The following is a 23778-nucleotide window of genomic DNA, read 5'->3' as shown; positions in this document are numbered from 1 at the left end:
AGTAAGTCTTTATATAGTTTTGAGTATAGTAAAATCATGTATACTAAATGCATGTTAAAATATTATTTTAAAAAACAGACAATATTTGTACATATTGTAGACATACAAACCTATAAATTATACAATAGTATTATTAAGATTATATATTTTTTAACATAAATTTTGTATTGGGGGAAAAACAATGGATAAAAATTATACGATGCCAATATACCAAAAAATAGCGTTGGATATTGCAAATAAAATATATACAGGTGAAATACAAGAGGATTCAGTATTATTTGGACGTTCTGTTTTGGCTGGTAAATACAATGTATCTCCAGAAACTATAAGAAGAGCTGTTAAAATTTTAGAGGACATTGGTGTTGTTAAAAGCATAAAGGGTAAGGGTGTTATTGTATTATCTCCAGACAAAGCTTCTTCTTTTATAAAAAAATATAGAGATATTACAAATATATCATCATACAAATCAACTCTTTATAATTTAATAGATACTAAATCTAATTTAGAAAATGAAATATTGGATACTATAAATAAAATTTTAGATTATTCTAACAGACTTGAAATAATAAATCCTTTAGTGCCCGTTCAGTTCACAATAAATTCTAAATGTAAATATGTTGGACAAACAGCAGCTCAAACTAAATTTTGGCAAAATACAGGTGCTACAATAGTTGCAATTAAAAGAGGTGAGGAACTTATAATATCTCCTGGCCCGTATATTGAGTTTTTAGATGGTGATATTCTCTTAGTTGTTGGAGACAAACATATTTATAACTCTATACCAATGTTCTTATATGAAAATGAAAAGTAAATTATATAATTTAGTATAATTGTATAAAAGTGTAAGTAAACAATAAAAAAGAGCTTCATATTTTACAGAAAGCTCTTTTTAAGTTCAAATAAATTTTGTTTTTGACTAATTTTTAAATATCTACTTCATCTTCTTTTTCCCAGCTTAAAGCTCTTGATACAGCTTTTTTCCAACCTTTATATAATTTATTCCTCTTATCTTCATTCATGTTTGGATTAAACTCTTTTTCCACTGACCATTTTGATGGGATTTCATTACTTCCAATATAGAAACCAACAGATAATCCTGCTAAATATGCTGCTCCTAAAGCTGTCGTTTCTACTATTTTGGGTCTATCTATATCTACATTTAATATATCTGACTGAAATTGCATTAAAAAATTATTATTACTTGCTCCACCATCAACTTTTAATGATTTTAATTTTAATTTTGAGTCATTTTGCATTGCTTCTAAGACATCTTTTGTTTGATATGCAATAGACTCCAATGTAGCTCTTATTATATGTTCTTTTTTTGCTCCTCTTGTAAGACCCAAAATTGACCCTCTAGCATACATATCCCAATATGGAGCTCCAAGACCTGTAAATGCTGGTACTACATATACACCATTAGTATCCTCTACTCTAGTTGCATACATTTCACTATCTTTCGCAGATTCAATTACCTTTAATTCATCTCTAAGCCATTGAATAGATGCTCCTCCAATAAATATACTTCCTTCTAATGCATATGTCACTTTTCCATCAACACCCCAAGCGATTGTTGTAAGTAATCCATGCTTGGATTTGACTATGTTACTACCTGTATTCATAAGTAGGAAGCAACCTGTTCCATAAGTATTTTTTGCAGTCCCTTCTTCAACACAGTTTTGACCAAATAATGCTGCCTGTTGGTCTCCTGCACATCCAGCAATAGGTATTTTAGCTCCTGATAACATACGTTCATCTGTATGGCCATAGACATAACTAGAAGGTTTTACTGATGGTAACATGCTTATTGGTATATCTAGCTCTCTTAGTATATCTTTATCCCATTCCAAACTATTTATATTATACATCATTGTTCTAGATGCATTTGAGTAATCTGTTACATGAACTTTCCCACGTGTCAAATTCCATATTAACCATGTGTCTACAGTTCCAAATAATAGTTCTCCTTGTTCTGCTTTTTCTCTAGCTCCTTCTACATTATCTAATATCCACTTCACTTTTGTTGCTGAAAAGTATGCATCTATTAAAAGACCTGTTTTTTCTTTTATTAGTTCTTCTAATCCCTTATGTTTAAGCTCATCACATATTTCTGATGTTCTCCTACACTGCCATACTATCGCATTATAAATCGGTTTCCCAGTATACCTACTCCAAACAATTGTAGTCTCTCTTTGATTAGTTATTCCTATTGAAGCAATTTCTTCTGGTCTTATTCCTGCGGTTTCTATAACCTCTCTCATTACTCCACTTTGTGAACCCCATATTTCCATAGGGTCATGCTCTACCCACCCAGCTTTTGGATAAATTTGTTTGAATTCTTTTTGTGCGATTTTTACTATTTCACCCTTTTTATTAAATAGTATAGCTCTTGAACTAGTTGTTCCTTGGTCTAATGCCATTACATACTTCTTTTCCATCACAGTATTCTCCTTATCATATAATAATATTTAATTTATTAAAAAGAAAAATCTAATATTACATATTTAAGTAAATAATCATACTTAAGTACAAATTTAATAGATTAGATACTTCTAATAAGACACTTATTTTATACCATATCTATATAATAATATTATACATTATAGCTTACATATTGATTAATAAATTTTAAAGGTTTATAATAAACAGTGTTCATAATAATTTTAATAAAAGAGGTGGTAATATGCCAAAGATTTTAGAAAATGTAAAAGAAGATATACTAAAGGTAGCTCGAGACATGATTTTAGAGGAAGACTACTCTAATATTAGCATAAGGAAAATCGCTCAAAGATGTGGTATAAGTGCAGGTACAGTATATAATTATTTTGATTCAAAACAAGAAATAATAGAATATATCACAAAATCGGAATGGGATTTATTGATAAGGCGAATTGAATACTCTAACAAAAATACTGAAGATTACATAAAAAAATTAGATATTATTTTTACAGAAATAAGAAATTTTATAAACAAGGTTCATAATATTCAATACAATGATTTTTTAAACACTTTTGAGGCTAAGAGATTTTTTGAAATGAAAAAGCATAAAGATGATTTTCACGAGCAACTTTCAAATAAAGTATATGAAGCTTTAGAAAAAGAAACATTTTTTAATAATGATAAATTAGTATGCAACATAATTATTAAAATGTTTTTTTCATACTCAACATATACTCATATAGAGTTTAAAAATTTAAAACCCTATATTGAAAAATTAATACATTAAGGTGGTGTTTGCCTTGAATTCTAATACTCGTATTCAGAACAAGGATAGTAATCCAAAAATATTTTTAGTACTTACACTTTATCTTTTAGGTATCTTTATGGGAGCTATTGATACAGGAATAGTGTCACCTGCAAGAACGATTATACAAAATAGTCTTGGAGTAAATGAAAAAACAGGAATTTGGATGATTACCATATATACATTAACATATGCATCTGTAATCCCTATTTCTGGAAAATTAGCAGATAAAATAGGAAGAAAATATGTATATCTAGTTAGCATATTTCTATTTGGTAGTGGTTCATTAATATGTGGATTATCATCACTATTTTCCAATTTCAATATTTTACTAATTGGCCGTGTTATTCAGGCAATTGGTGGTGGTGGAATTATGCCTATTGCTACAGCAGAGTTTGGAACTACCTTTCCAGAGAATAAAAGAGGTATGGCTTTAGGTTTAGTTGGAGCAACATATGGTATTGCCAATATTTTAGGTTCAAGTATTGGTAGCACAATTCTAAGTATATTTGGAACTCAAAATTGGAAGTGGCTATTTTTTGTAAATCTTCCAATTTGCTTAATCATACTTATTGGTGGAATTGTTTGTATTAAAAATAATAAATCTGCATCTACCGAAAAAATAGATAAACTTGGTACATTAATGCTAATATGTATAATCGTATCATTATTGTATGGTCTTATGAATATAGACTTTTTTAACTTTACAAACTCTATGCAAGATATATCAGTTTATCCTTACTTATTGACGTTTATTATACTTATACCTATTTTTATATTTGTTGAAAAGAAAGCTAAAGACCCTATCTTAAACTTTGAATACTTTTTAAACCCAAGAATACTAATAGTTCTCATATTATCTTTAATTGTTGGTATTGGAATGATGGGTATGGTATTTGTTCCACAATATGCTGAAAATGCATTAAAGATAAATGCCGGTTCTGGTGGATATTTTGTGGCAATATTGGGATTATTTGCAGGTGTTGCTGCTCCTTTAAGTGGTAGACTTATTGATAAGTTTGGTGCAAAGAAAATACTATTATTAGGATTTTCTGTATCCATGATAGGGTCTCTTTATCTGGTATTAATTGCACTAAAAACAAATACAGTATTTAATGTATGTATAAGCCTAATGTTTATGGGCTTAGGTATGGGATTTACTATGGGTACTCCTCTAAACTATATGATGTTATCAAATACAAGAGTCGAAGAATCTAATTCAGCGCTTGCGACATTATCTTTGATACGCTCAATTGGAACTTCAATTTCTCCAGCTATAATGATTGGATTTATAGCACATGCGGGGTTATCTGTACAAGATAATATTATGGACTTAGTTGGAAAACCATCAACACCTAAAATAGTTCAACTTGAAGAACTTGAAAATATGATAGATGATTTAAAGTCAGACCCTGAAATGGAAAAGAATTTAAAAAATGTTTCTATACCAAATATGGATGATACATCAAATATCAACATGGATATGACAGGTGGTAAACTACCAAAATACTTGTTGGATAAGGTTCAGTCAGCAGATACAACCAATATTACCAATATTACAAAGGAAATATCAACAACGATGTTTGATGAAAAAGTGCCATCTGTAATTACTAAAATACAGACAAATGTTCAAAAAGGAATAGATGGAACACAAAATGGAATAAATGGTATTGAAGAAGGTGAAAATAAGCTAAATAATGGTGTTAAAGGTATTCAAACGGGTATTGACAATATGATAAAAGCTAGAGCTGGTATTAATCAAGGAATAGATGGTATAAAAAAAGGTGTTGATGGCGTTAATAAAGGTATTAAAGGTATGGAGCAAGGTCTTGTAAAGCAAGATAAAGCCATAAATGAATTGACAATTGCTTACAATAAAATACCTACTATACCACAAGTAAACGCTCCTACTAATAGTGAAAATAACTCAAATGACCAAGAACAAAATAATTCTAGTAATTCTAATCCTGATAATAATAAAAATAATTCTACAGAAAATAAAGATAATAATTCAAATGAGAATAAACCAGATTTAAACGAAAAAAAGGAAAGTTTAAACACTCAGATACAACAATTAAAAAAAGCAAGAACTGAATTAAATACAAAGCTACAGAAAAGTAAAACTCAAAAGAAACAATTGAATAAAAAACTCAAAACAATGGAAAGTCAAAAAAAGGAACTTCAAAGTAAGTTAAATGATTCTATAAATAAAAAGAACGACATGGAAAAAGGCCTTGAAACTATGGAACAACAAAAAAAATCACTTCAATCAGTTTTAGCAAAAACACAAGAGGTAAAAACTGAAATACCAAAGGCTTTTGATAAATCAAAATTAGATTATATAAATTCTATAGAAAATAATAGAACTAAAATAGAAAACACACTACAATCTACTTTAAACTCAGGATTTAAACAGATGTATATAACAGTATTCTGTATAAATTTACTTGCATTCATAATATTGTTATTCTATAAAGAAAATAAAACTAGATAAAAGAGTGTTATAGTATTATATTGTAAATTTATCTTATATCTTAAATAAGTTATCTTAAATGTTAAATTCATAAATTTTTTTATTATTAATTAATATAAACTACAATATAATACTATTTCTATTTTCCTATTTTTCATTTTTATAATCAGTTAAAAAACAACCTTAGTTTATCAAAATATATTATAAATTAATTTATAAACTCTATTCATAGCTCTTTCATCTTTCATACTTAATTACACCTATCGAAATATATACAAATCAAAATAAACCATATCTTTTCAACTATAATATGTTAAAATCATAGTATGAGCACATTAATTTAAGTAAAATGTCAATTAGACTTTATTTTGTTAATTTTTCATATATAAATTTTGATATCTTTATTTTAGATGTCATTTTGACTTCAATTATAAGAAGGAAGGAGTGTATTTTGTGGATACTTTGGGAAAAAGAATTGCTTATTTGAGAAATTCCAAAAAACTTACTCAGCGTAAACTTATGAATATTTTAGAGTTTGAAAATTTAGGTAAGTATGAAACTGGAGATAGAAAACCTAATTGTGATATACTAATGTCAATAGCTGATTATTTTGATGTTACGACTGATTGGCTTCTATATGGCAAAGAAAAAGTAAACTCCAACAATAGTGTAAAAGAAAATAAGGAAGATTACCTACATGTTACTGATGATGAGATGAAGATATTAAATCTATACAGACAACTAAATGAGCGTGATAAAATAAAAATAGAAGGAATACTTGAGCTTAAGATATCTGAATATAAAGACTTAAAAAAGCATTCCTCTAATACTAAAGACGATAAAATGGTTTAAACATACATAATTTGATACGATTTTACATCATCTATTAACTTTCTTTTTTTGTAGCAGACTACTAAAATATGGATATTAAGTTATTTGAAAATAAGCATACTCTAATTTCAATAACATTTATAATATTTAGATTATCCATATTTTAGTTTATGTATTTTTAACAGTACTGTACATTCCTATGTATTATTTATGTCTCCAAGAAATGTATTATTCATGTTTTCAATTCTTCCAACATTTTTTTATATACAATTGTACATCCTTTGTAATTACCCTCTTTAAGAAGGCTTGAGCATGTACTAGAGTATATAGTTAATATATCTAATCTTTCCATATTTAAACTTGTTATACCATTGAGAGCAGTAATAAAATCGTCAATTGCTCTACAGCACTCCACCACTCCATCCAAATCTGATTTACACATAAGAATACTCACCTACTTCATATACTATTTACTGATCCTCTTCTGAATATTCTATATTAAGCACTTGATAAATTGATGATTTATACTTTTTACCTGTCCTTCTGCCATTTAGAATGGCTGACAAATAGTTTTCATTAACACCTATTTTCTTTGCTAATTCTCTTTGAGTCATATTTAATTCAATCAGTCTTTGTTTAACTTGTACGCCTAAAAAAGGTATCCATTTTTTTCGAGCATCCATTTATCAGCTTTCCTTTCTAAGTGATTTATACTTCCTTTTATTTTTAGTTTACACACCTCCCTCTGTTTAGTATATTTTTTTGAGATATACAAATATTAAGTACATAAATTTATTTGATACTAAATAAGATTTTTTGATTACTTTATGCTAAAATTAGGATGTAATTTCGTATCATTAAATTAATTATAAAGTCATTTTGACCTTAAGTCAATGTTTTTCATGTCATTTTGACCTTTATTTTGCAACTATTTACATTTTAGAAAGTCTTTTTGACATTAATTGAATGGAGAGTGTTTATGAATACTTTAGGAGAAAGAATTGTTTATTTAAGAAAAACAAAAAACCTTAAACAATATGAATTAGAAGAAATGTTAAACTGTGATAACTTGAGTAAATTTGAGAGAAATATTAGAAAACCAAATTATGAAATATTAAAATCTATAGCTGAAATATTTAATGTTTCAGTTGACTGGCTATTAAATGGAGATACTCCTTCACAAGAGTCAGATTTAATTTGTGATTTATCCTCAAATTATCCACTTAATAGTATAAATTCTAATGAAATAAATCTTTTAAATAAATTTAGAAAGTTAAATGATTATGATAAAGCTAAAATAGAAGGTATGATTGAATTAAAACTTTATGAATATGAAAAAGAAAAAGATTTGAGAGAAACTGAATATAATAAAAATAAGGATGAGAAAATAGATAAATAATTTTTATGTTGCTTTTGATACGATTTTACATCATTTCTTAGTTCTAATATTTTTATTTCATTTATTTTCTTTTTTATAGTTTTATGATAAAATAATTAGTATATTTTGCTTTACTTGAATGTAATTATTTATACAAAAGTCAAACATAATATAAATGTGGTAAATCTTTAGTTTCAAGTAATATCTCGTTATTATAACTAAATATTTATTAAAATTAGGAGGATAAAATGGGCTTAAGAGACAAATTCGCGCAATCATTTGCTAGATCAAAAACTATGAGTGGCCCTGAGAAAAAGGCTAATGAAATAATGGGTAAATTGCTTCTTAAGAAAGCTATATTACCTATCGTTTTAATGTTCGTGATAATAATCGCTGGAGCTATGCTTAAAATTAATTCTTGGGTTACACTTGGCATAAATTTAGTTATTGCTGTTGGTGCTTTCTTCTACATAAGAAATTCTAGTAAAAAGTATCAGAACTTCAAACCTTATGTTGGCAATTTGATTAGTTTAGAGAAAAAGGGTAAAAAAGAGTATGTTGCTATTATAAAACAAGGTAAGTTACCAGTTAAGTTACAAATAGTTTATGGTGGTGAAGACCTTGAACATGTTAAGAAAAATCAAATGGTTCAAATAAGTTATAATCCAGATGCTAAAATAGCCATTTTGGTTAATAGACAATAATTTAATAAAAAAAGAGGTAGCATTATGCTACCTCTTTATATTTTGTTTATTTTTTATTTGTTTTAAATATATCTTTCTAAATATCTTAGTACAAGTTTAAAAGTCTCTTTTCTGTCTTTTCCAATAAATTCAATATACTTATTAGCATCTTTATTTATTGTTTTAGAAGCTTTTCCTCCTATGGAAAATATGTTAGTTGCTACTTCATTTTTATAGTCTTTTACATCAATTAATGTACTATTATTTATATAAAACGACATTATGGTTGCAATTGCTTTATCCACTTCTCCAGAATATAATATTATATTTTCAAATTTATCTTGTGATATACCTTCTTTTATATTTTTGTTTAAAATTCCTTCTGCTATTAATTTTGCAACTGTATGTTTACTTCTAATATAATAATCTGTATCTTCTTTACTATCTACAAAGCAAGTTTCAATTAGTATTGCTGGTGCTTTTGTATGATTAAGCCAGTATAAACCTCTTGTATCTTTTTTTGACCCTCGATTTTTAAATACAGTTGAAAGCTTTGAGTTTACTTTTTCTGCATATATTTTTCCATTATCTGTCTTATATATTGTTTCTGTTCCCATAGGATTTAGAGTTGTTTTATTTGCATTAAAATGGATTTGTACTGCTAGGTCTATATCTTGTTTGTTGGCTATTTGACATTGTTCTGACAGGTAATTATCTGATTTATCAATTTTTCCAGTATAGGTTGTCGCTCCTCCTAATTTTAGCCATTTTATTATTAAGTCTGTTAGGATTCTATTTTCCTTACCTTCATCTATATATCCTACTGCTCCAGTTCCTTTTCCTGACAATGTATGTCCTGGTACTACTGCTACTTTCATGTTATACACCTTCTTTTTGTAACATCCCCTTTATATCAGTTACATTTTCTTTAATTTCCTCTACATCTGTTTTCATTGTTCCCATTTGAACAAGTACATTCTTATTTATTTCTTGCTGTTGTGTAGACAATTCTATAAAATTTTCTACAGTTTTTTTATACATGTCTCTATCTTCTTTTTTCTCCTGCATAGTATTTTTAAATAATAGAGCACATAGTATACCTATTGCCCCTAGGCTACTCAATTCTGTTATTAATTTCTCCATTATATCCTCCTGCTGTCTAATTTTTTACACTTATAACTTTAATTTTTGTTATATTTTCATGTCATACAATGTTATATTTTAAGTATTATTATTTTAATTTTTAGTATTTTAAATTGTAGATATATTTTGTAGATTGATTAGATATGCCTACAATTTACTAATATAACAAAAAATAAGTACAAGGCTCACTTATTGAAGTTAAGACCTTGTACTTTATATAAAAAAAAATAACTAGTATATAGTTATTCTGAATTAATTATTCAACTGGTATTTCTAATTCTTTACATCTAATTCTAACTTGTTCTCTAATTACTGCTGGTACTTCTTCTATTGTTTTCTTTCCTCTTAGAATTAGTGCTACATATACTTCTACCATTCCACTCTCACCTCCAGATTTTGCTACACTAAAAGCACTTATATTATTTAGTTCATCAACAGGATTTTGATTTAACAACATCTCATATATTTCTGCATTTGCTATAAAGTTACTTGTTATATCATCATCTTGCTTTATTTGACTTAGACTTATCTCAGAGATATCTTTATGTTGTACTTCTACTTTTCTACCTTGTTTGATTTGCTCTATTTTATTTTTATCAAATTTAAACAATTTTTACACCTCCATTTTAAGCTTGTGGCTCGTTGTTTTCAGCATCATATCTAAAAATCATAGATGGACGTTTTATAGCTGTCCATTTATCTCCTTTTTCTACTATGATTTTAGGTTGAGCACTTTTTATATTGGCTTCTTCTAATTCATATATTTCTTGATAACTTGAGTCTGATTTTTTAATTTCAACTAGTTTCATATCCTTAAATAAGTCTGATTTATTTATTTTTACTTGAACCTTAGTTTTATTTATCAATTGATATATAGGGTCTCCAAGATTTAAATCTTCTTCAAGTCCTCTATCTAGTGTAATCGTAATATCTTGTTCATTAGATGTTGTATTGACTACCTTATACATTCGATTACCTATCATAACATAAGAGTCTTTAATTATAGAATTACCAGTACTCTCTTTAAAAATAAATAAAGATGCATATAAATCATCACCTTTACAATAAGCTCTAAATAATATTTTATTTTCTCCTATTTTAATTTTATCTGTTGGTATCTCAAATGATATCTTCTCAGTAGTTAAATCACTTACAGATTTTATACTTTCTCCATTTATAAGCATCTCTATTCTGCTTATATCTTTATTTGGGTCTTGTATTTTTATCTTAATTGATGAAATTGACCTTTCAGTAATTTCTATAGCAGCATTTGTTGTTCCTACTTCTGATATAATATATAATGTATTGTCTGTTACAAGTACATCCTTCACTGTATTTACATCTTCAGAAATAGGTACTATAGTAAATTCTTTTAAAAACTCTACTGGTTGTTCAATCTTATAAACATCCCTATTTTTTCCAGTGACCCACACTGAATTATCATTTTTAAGTACTAATATATGGTCACTTCCATATGACTTTATTTCCCTTATATCTGTTAGTGCTTTTGTAAAGAACTTGATTATCGTATTTTCACTATCACTTCCCAATCCCAAGGCACCCTTGTCATTATACCCTTGTACAAATAATTCATTACCTGTAGTTACTACTAAGGTATAGTTCTTACCACAATGTACCTCTTTACAGCTAGATACAGTTGTAATTCTTTGTAATTCACTAACTGGATTATTATGACCTATACCTAACTGATATTCAGAGTTTTTACCAATTGACCAAAGGCTATCATCAGATTTTATAAAATAAGTAAAGTTATCTCCACATGAAACATGTTTTACATCTGATACATTAATCTGTACAAATTCATCTACTTGATTTATAGATAAATCCTGTAATAGCTCTCCATGATAGTTTGTACCACATCCATACATTGTTCCATCATTAAATAATATAATAATATGAGTTTTAGAAATAGACACCTCTTTTATATTTTCATATGGAAGTTCAGTATAAAGGTCTCCTTTATATAAATTACCTAACACAAGACCATAGTCAATATCTTTTGTAGTTGGTATAATTATCTTATTATTTAGAAGTATGAAGTTATGTCTATTTTTAATAGATGTTATATCGCCCATTACAAAGTTCATGTGTTTATAGTTAAAGATTCGATTATCATTATTTCTACTATCGTACCTATTTCCAACACCCAGTTGTCCAGAATTATTTAAGCCACAAATATATATATCATTAGTATCTTTTATTGCTATATTGGCATATTCTAAAGGAAGAATTTTCTTTACTCTTGTGTTGGTCTTTATAAATGTATCTCTTTTAGTTACATCACCAACACCTAATTGCCCATAATCATTTGAACCTGTTCCATATAAATCACCATTATCACTTACATAATATCCACATCTATAACTCATACTTATGTCTTTTGCTTTTGATGCTATTTTTTTAATCTTTTCTGGTGTTTCACTTCCTGTACCTGAACCATTACTACATTTACCTGCAGTATATACATCACCTTCGCTTGTAAGTAAAAGTACTGCATTATTTCTATTTGGAACTACTTTTACTACATTTGAAATTGGAATTTCAGAAAATGCACTTTGGTTGCTATTACTATTTAGTCCTAGGCAATAGTCAGTATTTAGCCCTGTACTATATGCAGTATTATAGATTGTTATTATATAAGTATTTATTTCATTTGGTATGACTTCTTTTACATTTTCCATACATTTTATAAAACTATATTGGTCAGTAGTATTTCCCATACCTAATTGTGAATTATTATTGTATCCACAACAATATGCAATATTTGTATCTTTTACAATGAATGTTGTTGTATCTGAGCAGTATACATCTCTTACATTTGTTATGTTATTTACAGTAAATGTTAGTACATCTGGATGATTGCTTTCACTTCCTAGACCTAGTTGCCCATGAGTATTTTCTCCACATGAATATAGTGTGTTATCATCTTTAATTACATGTGAGTGAGTAGTGCCTAAGACTACATCTCTTACATTTTGTATGTTTACTTTGGTAAATGTATTTCTATTTACTATATCACCCAACCCCAACTGCCCTTTGGTATTTAATCCTGTAGAGTATAGTGTGCCATCATTTTTTATTGCAAATGTTGTGTTTCCATCTATACTTGTTGATATTTTCTTTATGTTATCAAGATTTATTTGAGTAAACTTATTTCTATTTATTGTATCTCCTAGACCTAATTGTCCAGAACTATTGTTTCCTGTGGCATAGGCTGTTCCATCGTTTTTGACTATAAACATTGTATTTCTTGATGTTGTGATTTCTTTTATGTCATCCATAAATATAAATGAATTTGATTGTTCAGTTATATTTGTGAATTTTTTTACTGGTTCATTGTTATATTCTCCTATACCTAGTTTGTTATTTTGATTCATTCCTGTTACATATATATTGTTATTTTTATCTACTACTACTACAGTGTTATTTTTTACAATTATATCTTTTATGTCTTTTAATCCTGTATCATAATTACTTACTCCATCTAAATTTATTATATTCCCAAATTCTCCATTATTGGCAATTCCATCTCCAAATAATTTAGAACTAGACGATTTAATTATAAAATTATTGCCTAAATTTGAGTTTTCACATCCTAAACTTGAATATCCTCTGTATCCTGTAAAATTTGAACCAAATGTTTTTGGATAACCAGTGATATATGTAATTCCTTTTTTTATATATATTATATTATTAGGATTACCAACTACCTTTTCTATATCAGAAAAATCTGGAACTAGAACAAAACTATAGTTATAATTATCATTTGTTCTATCAACATATTTTCCATATCTAGAGTAATTATTTATAGTAACACTACTAGATTGTGTAGATACGTAATTATGTAAGCCTGTTAGATAAATCTTTCCACTTAAATCAACAATTGCACAGCCATAATCAAAAGGAAATACATTAATTAACTTTGGTAAATCAACCAACTCTTGATAAGTACTTGATTGTGAATATGGTCTATACTGTTTTACTAATGAAGTTCCATAATAACTACCATATGCATTAACACCAAGTTGAGCATAATTATTTAATCCTCTAACATATAATTTTCCTTCATGGTTTATCATATAAATAGAATAATTATATGAAGCTATTTTTTCTATATTAGCAACATTTTGCTTATATGGATAATTTGATTTTAAATCTATATTTGTATATACACTATTACCCCATCCATATACTTCTTTTGAATGATTTAAAGCTATAACATAGTCACTTTCTACACAAAAATCCTTTACATTCTCTATTTCTATTTTTGTAAATATATTTCTATTAACTTCATCTTTTAAACCCAATTGTCCAGAATTATTTAAACCACAAGAATATAAAGTTCCATTATTCTTAAGAACAAAAGTAGAGTTTCCACTTCCCTTTACATCTAAAACATTATCTATATCTACCTTAGTCATAACTGACCTATTAATAGTATCTCCCAATCCTAACTGTCCATAATTATTTAACCCACAAGCATACAAAGCTCCATCATTCATAACAATAAACATATTGTTATTAGTCAACTCTATCTTCTTATAATCCTGAAAATTATCACTTAACTTTACATTTAAAAATTCACTATTATCCTTTGTAACATATAAATAATCATCATTAACCAATAATCCTGAATAATTATCTAAATTTGAAGATTGTACCTTTAAAAACTCATACAGAAAAGTTGTATGAAAAAATGAACCAAGTTGACCTGATAAATTACATCCACATACAAATATCTCTTTTAAACCATTTATTAAAAAATTAAACTGAGAACCACACTTAATATCTTTTATATTTTCTATATTAACCTTAGCGAAAGTATTTCTTGATGCTACATCTTTATTAGCATTAGCTAGTTGACCATAGTTGTTTTGTCCTGTACTAAATAAAGTATTATCATATTTTAATATCATAGTGTGAGCATTTCCACAAGAAGCATACTTAACATTATTTATACTAGAAAGAGTAAATACAATTGAATTATTATTATTTCCTGTACCAAGCTGGCCAAGAGCATTATATCCTGTAGTATACATAGTTCCATCATTTTTAATAAGTATTGTATGACTACCACCACATGCTATCTGCTTTACATTATCCATACCTTCTATTTTATTAAAGACACTTTTATTCAAAGTACTATTAATTCCCAACTGTCCATTTGAATTTGACCCACATGCATGTGCTGTTCCATCCATTTTTATAATGAATACAGATTGATTATAAGTTACTACATCCTTTACACTATCTATATTTACTTTAGTAAAAGTAGCTCTATTGTTAGTATCACCTAATCCAAGTTGACCACTTGAATTTAACCCTGCTGAATATAGAGTTCCATCATTTTTAAGTACAAAAGTAAAGTCATAACCACATGCAACAGATTTTACATCATCTATTGGTAATTTAGTAAATTCATAATACACTGTAGACTCAATTACTCCTAATTGACCTACATTACTTGTTCCTGCTCCATATGCAAATCCATCTTTAGTCACTGCTACACTATGCTTTGAGCCACAAGATACATATTTTACATTGTCAATTTTTACTTTGCTAAACATCCTTCTTTCTGATGAATCTTTTCCCACACCTAATTGAAATCCTGTGTTGTCTCCACAAGCATATAAGTTACCATCTGACTTCAATCCAAAGGTACTATTACTTATACCAGCAAAAAATTCTACGAAATCATAATCGTTATATCTTTTATCAAAATCATCAACCAATATGTTCTTATCGTTAAAATAAGCACCACGTTGTAAAAGTTTATTTTGCTTCATTATCAAAACTACCCCCTTTATTTATCTTATTTCATATGAATACTTATTTAGAGTTATATCTTTTTGTTCTTTTAAATAAGTATTACTAGATTTTGTCTCAACAAAATTATTGTCCATATCATGTATATATCTAACTCTATTTGCACTAAATGGTAATACCACATCTCTAAAAACCACATTACCAACTTCGCCTGTTATACACTTTCTATTTAAATCTAATTTTAGACCTTCTATAGCTACTATGTTGTTTCCATTTGCCAATGTATCATACCAGTAACCAGCTTCATCTACAGTTACTTCTGACTCTAATTCTAAGTATATTAATATATCTAATACTTTTTCAGATAATTTGTTATAGCTATTTTTTAGAACTGATATATCAGTTTGTATCTGACCACTTATAACATCGTCAAAAGATATATTTTCTATTTTTTTAACTACTTCATTTATAGCCCCTGATAAATTTTTAGAGTCTGTAGTTAATATATTTACATCACCAATATTCACTTTTATTTCTTTTATATTATTATCAAACTTATCATCCAAATCTTGAATATCCTTTTGAGTCACAAAAACCAGCGTTGGGTCTACTTCTAATGTCACATTTGAAGTATTAGACAATTGTAAAATCATCTTTACAACTAAGTCTTTAATACTGCCATCTTCAGCACGTGGCTTATACGTCTCTGGATATTTACCTATAGCTATTATATTGTTCTCATTATCCAAAACAGCAGCTTCTCTTATCATAAATCCGCCAACTGTTCCTGGTAAAATAGTCTCTATAACTATCCAATTAGGATTTTTCTCATCAATTCTTAAAGAATTTATATTTCCTTCCCAAACTACATTCTTTAAAGCAATTTGTTCTTCTGTTGGCTCATAATATTCTCCATTACTATCTCCAACTTGAAACTTTGTCAACCCTACAAGTTCCCCTAGTGCAGTTGCATTTGCTATTTTTTCTCTACCAATTTTGGTTAATATTATATAAAATTTTTCTTCCAACTATACCACCTCCTGTTTAGGATAAACTACTACATTTTCAACTCCTGTATCATTTGCAATAGCTATATTAATCTTACAATTACTTTCAATATATTTAATACTTAAAGGATAAACCTTTACTTCTTCTCTACTTAGCATTCCAGCCCCACAATTTATAACAGCACTGCATTTTATAATTGGTTCAAAATATGGATGAACTTTTACTTCCTCACTACAAACCATACCTCCTCCACAATAGACCATGCTTTTATCTAGTATTATGGGCTCTAAATAGTGCAATAAGTGAGCAGGTTTTACTTTTTCAATCATATCGCTACAATCTAAAAGAGTTTTATAGTCACAGTTATTTGCTATAAAACTCAATACGAATGTAAATTCATCACTATAAACTTTTACATCTGCTTCTGATTTTGTATATGCCTCACATATATTTTTTATAACTTCAATAGTACTAGTACCTCTGCTCCTCATTTTGGCTTTTATATTGTTACGTCTTGCTTCAAAATCAAGCTCTTTCTTTTCAATGCAGAGTATATCTTCCCACATATCTAATCCCCATGTTGCAGTGTCAACAAATAATTGCTCAAAAGTATCATCAATATCTTCTTTAAGAATATTTAACTCTATATCATATGCACCTTGTATCTCTTCTACAATGTGATTTCTATCAAATGATGGTAGTTTATCAATTAGTTTCATTGATTTTCCACCTCACTAAAATCAACAGATGTTACACTTGGTATTTTATCTTCATTAATAGTTATATTATCTGTGCTTCCATTTATAAGTAAGTTACTTAAATCATGCACACCTGAAGTATTTATAAGTATTCCCATGACTTTTGTATAAATTATTTCTCCTCTAATCTCTCTAAAATATGAATTTATACTTTCTAAGAAAGATTCTTTGACATTATCTAATGTATATCCATCTTCTAGTTTCATTATTGCACTTATATTTATTTCTATTGGTAATGGTGTTGTAACTGTTACAGTTGGTCCAATAGGTTTTTCTTCATCTATATGTTGCTGACATCTTTCAATTGTTTTTGTATCAACAGCTTGATTGTTTTTACCAAATATCAAAACTTTAATAGTTCCTGGACCATCCCATCTTGGATAAACCTTCACATTATAGACTCCATCTACCTCTAAAGCCCATTCTTCATAGTGAGCTTTATTTCCACTTGTAGCTTGATTTTTCTGTATTTTATAAAATCTTTCCTTTAATTCTTCATCTGTCTCTATATCTGTACCACCTTCAAAACTTTTAGTGTTAATAATCTTAATTACTCCAGATATATTATCAGTTAATTTAAATTCACAATTTGTAGGTAAATTATATCTCTTACCAACTTCTAGAGCTTGAACTGGGCTATTATCACCTTCTTCACTACCAATAGTTACATCTTTTATTACTACAAATAGTAAATCTCTGTATGATATTACTGTGCCATTAGTTATTACAGTTCCTTTCTCTCCAATAAATTCAACTTCTCCATTTGACTCGGTTCCCAACTTTCTATATACACCAAATTCATTAACTCTTTTATCAAGAAGTTGGTTATATGTATCTTGTATAAAAGCCATTTTATGTATTTTAGAAAGTTCTATATACATTTTTGCAAGTTCTAGATTATTTCCAGATACCATGTTGTTTATAAAGGAACCCTCACCTTTATAAATATCAAGCTTGATATTTTCAAGAGTTCTATTTTTTATTACTTCATATGTCTGGTCACTATACATTTAATTCCACCTCCCCATAGATAGTGGATACTTTTACATTTGCACTTAATATGTCTCTGTTAAAGTTAGCACTTTTTACATTTACTTCTAATATATATGGATTTATTAAAAGAGCTTCTTTTATAAATCTGCTAGCTTCACTTTCTGTAAGACCTTTTGTATACTTCTGTCCTATAAGTTCTGAAAGTTCTGTGCCATACTCTAAAGAGTATATCTCATGTTCATACCTATTTGTTTTTATGCACTTGTATATTCAAACTTTTAAAGCTTCTTTTTTCTCAACTATTTTAAAATCACTTTTTTCTAAAATAGGTTCATCTTTTTCAAAATCCCATGCTACTTCACGAAATATTGGCAACTCTTCTGCTTTAGGTAAGATATAATCTTCTGGTACACCTATAAAAGGGAATATTGTACTCATTATAAGCTCACCAACTTACTTACAATAGCAAATTTCTCGCCTATTCTAAACATTATTACTGTGTCTCCAGACTCAAAAGTATCTATAAAGGGATTTTTTATTTCATGTTTATGTTCTTGACTTGTTTCTGTATCAAATAATTCTATCTGTCTATCAAGCATCCAACTATCTATTAAGATATCTTCTTTTTCTAATATAATGTTATTCGTTTCTATTTTTAAATCTGGTAATTTACTTTTAACTTTTCCAATAAAAAAAGAAGGTTGATTATGGTACTTTCCTTCTTCTCTCATTATTCCTATAAATTCATTAATCGGATTTGCCATTATATCACCACCCTCTAAAAAACCCTTCTAGCTATGTTAAAGTCTTTTCTACTATTAAAATTACTTACTCTAATTTTTTTACCTTTGCCAGGTGCTTCTATAAATTCTCCATTTCCTATATATAATCCAACATGACTTACAGGATTATGGAAAAATACTAAATCTCCTGCTTGTAAATTTTTTCGCTCTATTTTATTTCCTACTGTGGCCTGCTGACTTGAAGTTCTTGGCAAATTAATACCAACTTTCTTAAAGCAATATAACATTAATCCAGAACAATCAAAACTACTTGGTCCATTACCACCCCATTTATAAGGCTTGCCTAAATGTTTTTTTGCTTCTGATATTACTGTTTTAGCTTTATTAGATATATTATCAGCATAACCACCAATAATAATTTTTCCTTTTCTCTTTCCAAATCTTTTCATTTCTTCTGCATTTTTTACTAAAACATCGATATGATAAGTTCCATCCTTTTCTATAATTATAGCAGAACCATTATCATTGACTGTATAAACTCCATCACGTCCAGAATCTCCTGTTACAAGTCTTACCTCATCTCCATATTTAAATAATGGATGTTTTGATAAGAACTCTTTTGTGTAGTAAGGTTTGTTATAAGCTCCAATCATAGGTGCAGCACATGTCTTTTTGGAAGGATTGAGTTTTTTCTCTCTACAGTCTGTATCTCCTCCTTCTATACCAGGACCAGGATAATATGCTGTAAATATAGTAGAAAATTCTGTTCCTCCTGTATAATCATCTCCTCCTAAATTACTTTCTTCCTTAGGTTCATCCTGTCCTGCTGACTTTTCATCCATAAGATTTTGAAAGTTAAGTTCAAGTTCAATTTGGTACTCTCCATTTTGCCATGTATGTTTATCTGTATCTATATAAAACAATCCTACAAGCTTCGTATAAGAGTCTTTAACTTTTACACCTCTTCCAGTTATACAACTTACATCTCCATAACCTCTAAGAGAACAGCTTTTTTCTATCCCTTTAAATTCACTATCCACATCTACATCTTGACTTTCCTGTTGCTGAATTACTTTTTGCATTATTACGTTTACTTCTTTAAAAACTTCATTATCTATTTTTTCACTAATTTTACTTCCATATTGGTCTACTACTATCACCTTATTTTTTACATTTTCCATACTTTCTGAAAAAGTAGTATTTATAATATTAAATCCCTCTTCAAACATAACACTTAAAGTTATAGTCCCTTTTTCAATAACATTAAACTTGTCTAAATTAGCTTCTATCATGTATTTTTTCTTAGTCTTCTTACTTGCTTCTGTATATGCACTCATTATGGTATCATAACCAGTCACACCTATAAACATCTTTGTGTACTTGACATTGGTCTTTGCTATTGTTCCAACTGTAAGTCTATTTTCAGAAAATACTTGCTTTGCTATATCTTCAACCAACTTGTCTTTAAAATTACATGATACTTCACTTTGTGTAAGTAAAAATCCCATATCTTTAGATACAAAACTAATTTCATTACTACTTGAATCTTTAGCCCTATTAATTATCATTCCTCTAAAGAGTTCTTTCTCATCTACATAGAAACAAACCGTACTAGCTATTGGTATATCTATCTGTTGAAAATTCACATCAAAGGAGGATTGGATTATTGAAAATTCTAATGTCCTTGATGGAGATTTATAGTCGCCTGACCAAGAGACTTTATTTACTATATCAGTGATATCATAGATACTTCCATTTTTTATGTGTACCCAAATTTTAATAATAAAAATCACCTGCCTTTTCATTTAAGTCTATAAGCAGTTATTTATAACTTATTATCCATAATAATTATTGTTTTGGAGTTACTTTTGGTATTTTTATTCTTTTATACTCCTTTAAATCTAATGTAAAATATACATCTCTAGTTCCATCTTTTTCTTCATAGCTAAAACCCTCAATTATGACTTCCATATTTATATTGGTTTCTGTAATTGTAAATCTTAATATAAAGCCTTCCTTCATCCATTTTTCAATCTTATTTACACAGTCATATGGTGATGGAAAACCTGTGTAATCACAAAAAGTATAGTCTTTATTTGGGAAAAAACTTGATATTGAAATACTTTTAAGAGCTACACCTCCAAAAGTTGCTATTTCACCTATTTTGAGTATGCTAGAGGAGTTTACAGCAGCTTTTCCATTAATGCTAAAGGATGATGGAAATACTGGAAATCTAAATCTATCTTCTGCTTGTCTAAGCCAAATTTCCATTATAATACCCCTCCTAATTGTGCTATTTTTATACTTGAAACTAATTTTGATGTAACTTTTTCTATATCAGCTTCTTCTCTAATTACTATTGTGTCAGCTAATTTTGCTATACTTATGTTTCCACCACTTTTTCCACTTCTATATTGATTTGCTTCTTGTTTAGTTAAAACCATCTCTCCCTCATGAAGTCTTGTTGAATAATCATTATAGGGTACATAGTTTAATCCAAATGCATTGCTTCCAGATTTACTTGTCCCCGAGTTCCAATCATCAATTATAGATCTAACTGTATCAATAATTGGATTTTTATTAATTTTTTCAACTAAGTTTTGCCACCATTTACAAACATCTTTTATAATATTACAAATATCATTAAATAGATTAAAAAGACCTCCTAAAACTGGTTCTACAATAATCCAGGCATCCTCTAAAATTGGTCCTATTGTTGCCCAAACTGTCTCCCAAATAACACCCAGTGTTTCTATAAAATTATTTATTTGAGGAGCATATTCACCTAAAAAAGAAAAAATTCTCGTAATAATAGGGCTAACAGCCTCAACTACAGGTCCAATTAATTGAAATGCTGTAGTTACTATTGTCCCAAATATACTTATTAAGCCTTGTGCAATTGGTGATTTATTGTTTATGTTGTCTAATAAATTGTTTACTAAATTTACTACTGGAAATAATGAATCTATTAATGCAGTAAAGTCAATATTTTGCATTAACATACTTCCTGTATTAACAATTGCTTTTGGTGCATTTCCTATCATTGTCGCTGCATGATTCTCAAAATTTTCTTGTTTATTTTCAGACATCATTTTTCGCTTTTCAACTATATTAGAGATTCGATATTGACTAGAATCAGAAAAATCTTTACCATTTTTCATGCTTCTAAACTGCATTTGGTCATATTTATTACCAATAATTATCTCACCATTCATTACATTACCTATCTTACCAGCCATTTTTTCAGATAATCCAGCTAAATCTCCTAACCCACTCTCTATAAAACTGCTTATTTTATCTATTCCTTGCCCTAGGATATCATCAAAAGGTTTAACAAGATTCTTCAAACCATTATTGATAATTGTTTGAGCACTTGCTATTATACCTGGTATTGTTCCACTCATTTCCTTAGCCAATCCCATTTGCTTTACACTTATACCCTCTAATGCTTCATCAAAAGTTTTATAATTTTCTCCTACCAAAGTATTCAGAGATTCCATATTTCCTTTTGCTGCACTTAAGAAAACTGCTGATACATCTTGCTCACTACTTGTATTCATATTTAAAGCTCTAACATCTACCATAGCCTGAGTTATATCTTTTTCTTTTTTCCCACCAGTAATATTACTAATCATTTTAGCTTTAGTTCCCATTGAAACAACATCTTCGGGATCAAAAGGTGTATCATTTGCTATCTTTAATAAATCATCATAATAAGTATCAACATCTTTTTTTCTAACATTTCCAGTATTTCTTTTCATTACACTTTCTAGGACAACTTTCTGATTTTGCTCTTGACCAAGTAAGTCAACACCCTTTTTAACAGCAACACCTATAGTAGCTCCATTCGTCAAATCAGATATCTTCCCCTTTATTGAACCAAGTATACTACTAGCCATATCTTTTACAGCTATTGCACCTGTCCACACCTTACCTGCAAACAATCTCAATTTAGGAAATACTTTACTTATAATACCACTTGCCATATCCTTTGCAGCTATTACACCTCTCCAAAGAGAATTTTTAAATAACATTAATTTAGGTAAAATTACACCTATAACACTGCTTACCTTATCTTTTGCCCCTATTATAATATTCCATATTTTACCGCCTTTAAGCTGTTTCAAGTATCCAATGACTTTATTTATGCCTTTCTTTACACCAGAATTTTCTATCCTTAACCTTATGTTAGAAGCATTTCTCTTTAAGAAACTTATTTTTGAATTAGTTTGTTCTATTTCATTATTTTTAACTTTAAATATTAATATAATTATAGGATTTGAATTAAATTCATTTTTCTTTTGAATCAACTTACTAAAATAATTAATAATCATAGCTATAGTTACTGCTAATCTCATAATACTGCCATTTAAACTCCCAATAGCTCCTGAAACAGCATTAATACTAGAACTTAATTTTGTCATAGTAGAACTTACACTACTAGCAGTAACCTGAACTTTTCTTAAAGAAGAATTTAAACTGTTTACTCTACTACTTGCACTTCCAACAGAATTATTTATACTATTAACCATTACATTAGTTGAAAGCGAAACAGCTACAGTTGCTCTCCTAAAATTATCAGTTACTGATATAATTTGATTCATTTTTGGTGTGTAATTGTCTGTAAGATACATATTTATACCTTCTTCTTTTACATTCCCCACTATATATCACCTCCTGTCAAAGGACAAACTCCATATCCATGTTTCATTTTTTCAACTTCTTCCTCAATTTCCA

General features: G+C 28.3%; 20 protein-coding genes and 1 pseudogene. 6 read left to right on the top strand and 15 right to left on the bottom strand.

Annotation, left to right across the window (positions count from 1 at the left end; all coding sequences use genetic code 11):
• The first annotated feature begins 181 nt into the window (after positions 1 to 181).
• Positions 182 to 811, top strand: a complete 630-nt coding sequence (locus ACTG47_RS06870) for a TrkA C-terminal domain-containing protein (protein ID WP_169465505.1) — start codon at positions 182 to 184, stop codon at positions 809 to 811.
• A gap of 112 nt (positions 812 to 923) precedes the next feature.
• On the opposite strand, the gene glpK is transcribed toward ACTG47_RS06870, so the two are convergent.
• On the bottom strand, positions 924 to 2438 hold the full coding sequence (gene glpK / locus ACTG47_RS06865; RefSeq protein WP_479926579.1) for a glycerol kinase GlpK: 1515 nt from the start codon (positions 2436 to 2438) through the stop codon (positions 924 to 926).
• Positions 2439 to 2683: 245 nt separating this feature from the next.
• Between glpK and ACTG47_RS06860 the strand changes: the two genes are divergently transcribed.
• The 3 genes from ACTG47_RS06860 (at position 2684) to ACTG47_RS06850 (ending at position 6569) form a co-directional block, all read left to right on the top strand.
• On the top strand, positions 2684 to 3226 hold the full coding sequence (locus ACTG47_RS06860) for a TetR/AcrR family transcriptional regulator (RefSeq protein WP_479926578.1): 543 nt from the start codon (positions 2684 to 2686) through the stop codon (positions 3224 to 3226).
• A 4-nt stretch (positions 3227 to 3230) separates the two neighbouring features.
• A complete protein-coding gene (locus ACTG47_RS06855; protein ID WP_479926577.1) occupies positions 3231 to 5738 on the top strand; it encodes an MFS transporter in 2508 nt (835 codons plus the stop codon).
• Between the two features lie 432 nt (positions 5739 to 6170).
• Positions 6171 to 6569 (top strand): helix-turn-helix domain-containing protein, encoded by a 399-nt coding sequence (locus ACTG47_RS06850; RefSeq protein WP_169465513.1) that lies wholly within the window; start codon positions 6171 to 6173, stop codon positions 6567 to 6569.
• Between the two features lie 211 nt (positions 6570 to 6780).
• On the opposite strand, the gene ACTG47_RS06845 is transcribed toward ACTG47_RS06850, so the two are convergent.
• On the bottom strand, positions 6781 to 6990 hold the full coding sequence (locus ACTG47_RS06845; protein WP_169465515.1) for a hypothetical protein: 210 nt from the start codon (positions 6988 to 6990) through the stop codon (positions 6781 to 6783).
• A 28-nt stretch (positions 6991 to 7018) separates the two neighbouring features.
• Positions 7019 to 7231: a helix-turn-helix transcriptional regulator gene (locus ACTG47_RS06840; protein ID WP_479926576.1), complete on the bottom strand. Its 213-nt coding sequence runs from the start codon at positions 7229 to 7231 to the stop codon at positions 7019 to 7021.
• Between the two features lie 296 nt (positions 7232 to 7527).
• Here ACTG47_RS06840 and ACTG47_RS06835 point away from each other — a divergent pair, with 296 nt between their 5' ends.
• Positions 7528 to 7947, top strand: a complete 420-nt coding sequence (locus tag ACTG47_RS06835; protein WP_479926575.1) for a helix-turn-helix domain-containing protein — start codon at positions 7528 to 7530, stop codon at positions 7945 to 7947.
• Positions 7948 to 8174: 227 nt separating this feature from the next.
• Positions 8175 to 8630 carry a hypothetical protein gene (locus ACTG47_RS06830; protein WP_169465521.1) on the top strand — a complete coding sequence of 152 codons (456 nt, stop codon included), beginning with the start codon at positions 8175 to 8177 and terminating at the stop codon, positions 8628 to 8630.
• A gap of 62 nt (positions 8631 to 8692) precedes the next feature.
• On the opposite strand, the gene ACTG47_RS06825 is transcribed toward ACTG47_RS06830, so the two are convergent.
• From ACTG47_RS06825 to ACTG47_RS06770, 12 genes and pseudogenes are all read right to left on the bottom strand, one after another.
• Positions 8693 to 9487, bottom strand: coding sequence for an N-acetylmuramoyl-L-alanine amidase (locus tag ACTG47_RS06825; protein WP_479926574.1), 795 nt, complete (start codon positions 9485 to 9487; stop codon positions 8693 to 8695).
• Between the two features lies 1 nt (position 9488).
• Entirely contained in the window at positions 9489 to 9752 is a 264-nt protein-coding gene (locus ACTG47_RS06820) for a hypothetical protein (protein WP_054269857.1), read from the bottom strand.
• A 256-nt stretch (positions 9753 to 10008) separates the two neighbouring features.
• Entirely contained in the window at positions 10009 to 10362 is a 354-nt protein-coding gene (locus tag ACTG47_RS06815; protein WP_479926573.1) for a CD1375 family protein, read from the bottom strand.
• Positions 10363 to 10378: 16 nt separating this feature from the next.
• Positions 10379 to 15559 carry an RCC1 domain-containing protein gene (locus ACTG47_RS06810; RefSeq protein WP_479926572.1) on the bottom strand — a complete coding sequence of 1727 codons (5181 nt, stop codon included), beginning with the start codon at positions 15557 to 15559 and terminating at the stop codon, positions 10379 to 10381.
• A 21-nt stretch (positions 15560 to 15580) separates the two neighbouring features.
• A complete protein-coding gene (locus ACTG47_RS06805) occupies positions 15581 to 16567 on the bottom strand; it encodes a phage tail protein (protein ID WP_479926571.1) in 987 nt (328 codons plus the stop codon).
• Complete coding sequence (locus ACTG47_RS06800) at positions 16568 to 17266, bottom strand: putative phage tail protein (RefSeq protein ID WP_479926570.1); 699 nt, start codon at positions 17264 to 17266, stop codon at positions 16568 to 16570.
• The gene (locus ACTG47_RS06795) at positions 17263 to 18315 is read right to left on the bottom strand and encodes a baseplate J/gp47 family protein (RefSeq protein ID WP_479926569.1); all 1053 of its coding nucleotides are present in this window, start codon (positions 18313 to 18315) and stop codon (positions 17263 to 17265) included. The genes ACTG47_RS06800 and ACTG47_RS06795 overlap by 4 nt, the downstream gene beginning before the upstream one ends.
• A pseudogene (locus ACTG47_RS06790) lies at positions 18308 to 18736 on the bottom strand (DUF2634 domain-containing protein). The gene ACTG47_RS06795 and the pseudogene ACTG47_RS06790 overlap by 8 nt, the downstream one beginning before the upstream one ends.
• Entirely contained in the window at positions 18736 to 19062 is a 327-nt protein-coding gene (locus ACTG47_RS06785) for a DUF2577 domain-containing protein (protein WP_054269850.1), read from the bottom strand. The pseudogene ACTG47_RS06790 and the gene ACTG47_RS06785 overlap by 1 nt, the downstream one beginning before the upstream one ends.
• Positions 19063 to 19076: 14 nt before the next feature.
• Positions 19077 to 20846 (bottom strand): XkdQ/YqbQ family protein, encoded by a 1770-nt coding sequence (locus tag ACTG47_RS06780; protein ID WP_479926568.1) that lies wholly within the window; start codon positions 20844 to 20846, stop codon positions 19077 to 19079.
• Positions 20847 to 20889: 43 nt separating this feature from the next.
• A complete protein-coding gene (locus ACTG47_RS06775; RefSeq protein WP_479926567.1) occupies positions 20890 to 21312 on the bottom strand; it encodes a hypothetical protein in 423 nt (140 codons plus the stop codon).
• Complete coding sequence (locus tag ACTG47_RS06770) at positions 21312 to 23705, bottom strand: hypothetical protein (RefSeq protein ID WP_479926566.1); 2394 nt, start codon at positions 23703 to 23705, stop codon at positions 21312 to 21314. Before ACTG47_RS06770 ends, ACTG47_RS06775 begins: the two co-directional genes overlap by 1 nt.
• Positions 23706 to 23778 lie beyond the last annotated feature (73 nt).

It is taken from the genome of Clostridioides sp. LIBA-6622 (assembly GCF_056716095.1).
The sequence above is the reverse complement of the archived record's forward strand: the minus strand, read 5'-3'. Positions and strand labels throughout refer to the sequence as shown.

Excerpts from the sequence above, each read along its gene's own strand:
- ACTG47_RS06840 (WP_479926576.1), bottom strand. The coding sequence starts at position 7,231 with ATGGATGCTCGAAAAAAATGGATACCTTTTTTAGGCGTACAAGTTAAA.
- ACTG47_RS06775 (WP_479926567.1), bottom strand. The coding sequence starts at position 21,312 with ATGGAAATTTGGCTTAGACAAGCAGAAGATAGATTTAGATTTCCAGTA.
- ACTG47_RS06800 (WP_479926570.1), bottom strand. The coding sequence starts at position 17,266 with ATGAAACTAATTGATAAACTACCATCATTTGATAGAAATCACATTGTA.
- ACTG47_RS06845 (WP_169465515.1), bottom strand. The coding sequence starts at position 6,990 with ATGTGTAAATCAGATTTGGATGGAGTGGTGGAGTGCTGTAGAGCAATT.
- ACTG47_RS06870 (WP_169465505.1), top strand. The coding sequence starts at position 182 with ATGGATAAAAATTATACGATGCCAATATACCAAAAAATAGCGTTGGAT.
- ACTG47_RS06835 (WP_479926575.1), top strand. The coding sequence starts at position 7,528 with ATGAATACTTTAGGAGAAAGAATTGTTTATTTAAGAAAAACAAAAAAC.
- ACTG47_RS06825 (WP_479926574.1), bottom strand. The coding sequence starts at position 9,487 with ATGAAAGTAGCAGTAGTACCAGGACATACATTGTCAGGAAAAGGAACT.
- ACTG47_RS06810 (WP_479926572.1), bottom strand. The coding sequence starts at position 15,559 with ATGAAGCAAAATAAACTTTTACAACGTGGTGCTTATTTTAACGATAAG.
- ACTG47_RS06780 (WP_479926568.1), bottom strand. The coding sequence starts at position 20,846 with ATGAAAAGGCAGGTGATTTTTATTATTAAAATTTGGGTACACATAAAA.
- ACTG47_RS06795 (WP_479926569.1), bottom strand. The coding sequence starts at position 18,315 with ATGTATAGTGACCAGACATATGAAGTAATAAAAAATAGAACTCTTGAA.
- ACTG47_RS06785 (WP_054269850.1), bottom strand. The coding sequence starts at position 19,062 with ATGGCAAATCCGATTAATGAATTTATAGGAATAATGAGAGAAGAAGGA.
- ACTG47_RS06860 (WP_479926578.1), top strand. The coding sequence starts at position 2,684 with ATGCCAAAGATTTTAGAAAATGTAAAAGAAGATATACTAAAGGTAGCT.
- glpK (WP_479926579.1), bottom strand. The coding sequence starts at position 2,438 with ATGGAAAAGAAGTATGTAATGGCATTAGACCAAGGAACAACTAGTTCA.
- ACTG47_RS06830 (WP_169465521.1), top strand. The coding sequence starts at position 8,175 with ATGGGCTTAAGAGACAAATTCGCGCAATCATTTGCTAGATCAAAAACT.
- ACTG47_RS06820 (WP_054269857.1), bottom strand. The coding sequence starts at position 9,752 with ATGGAGAAATTAATAACAGAATTGAGTAGCCTAGGGGCAATAGGTATA.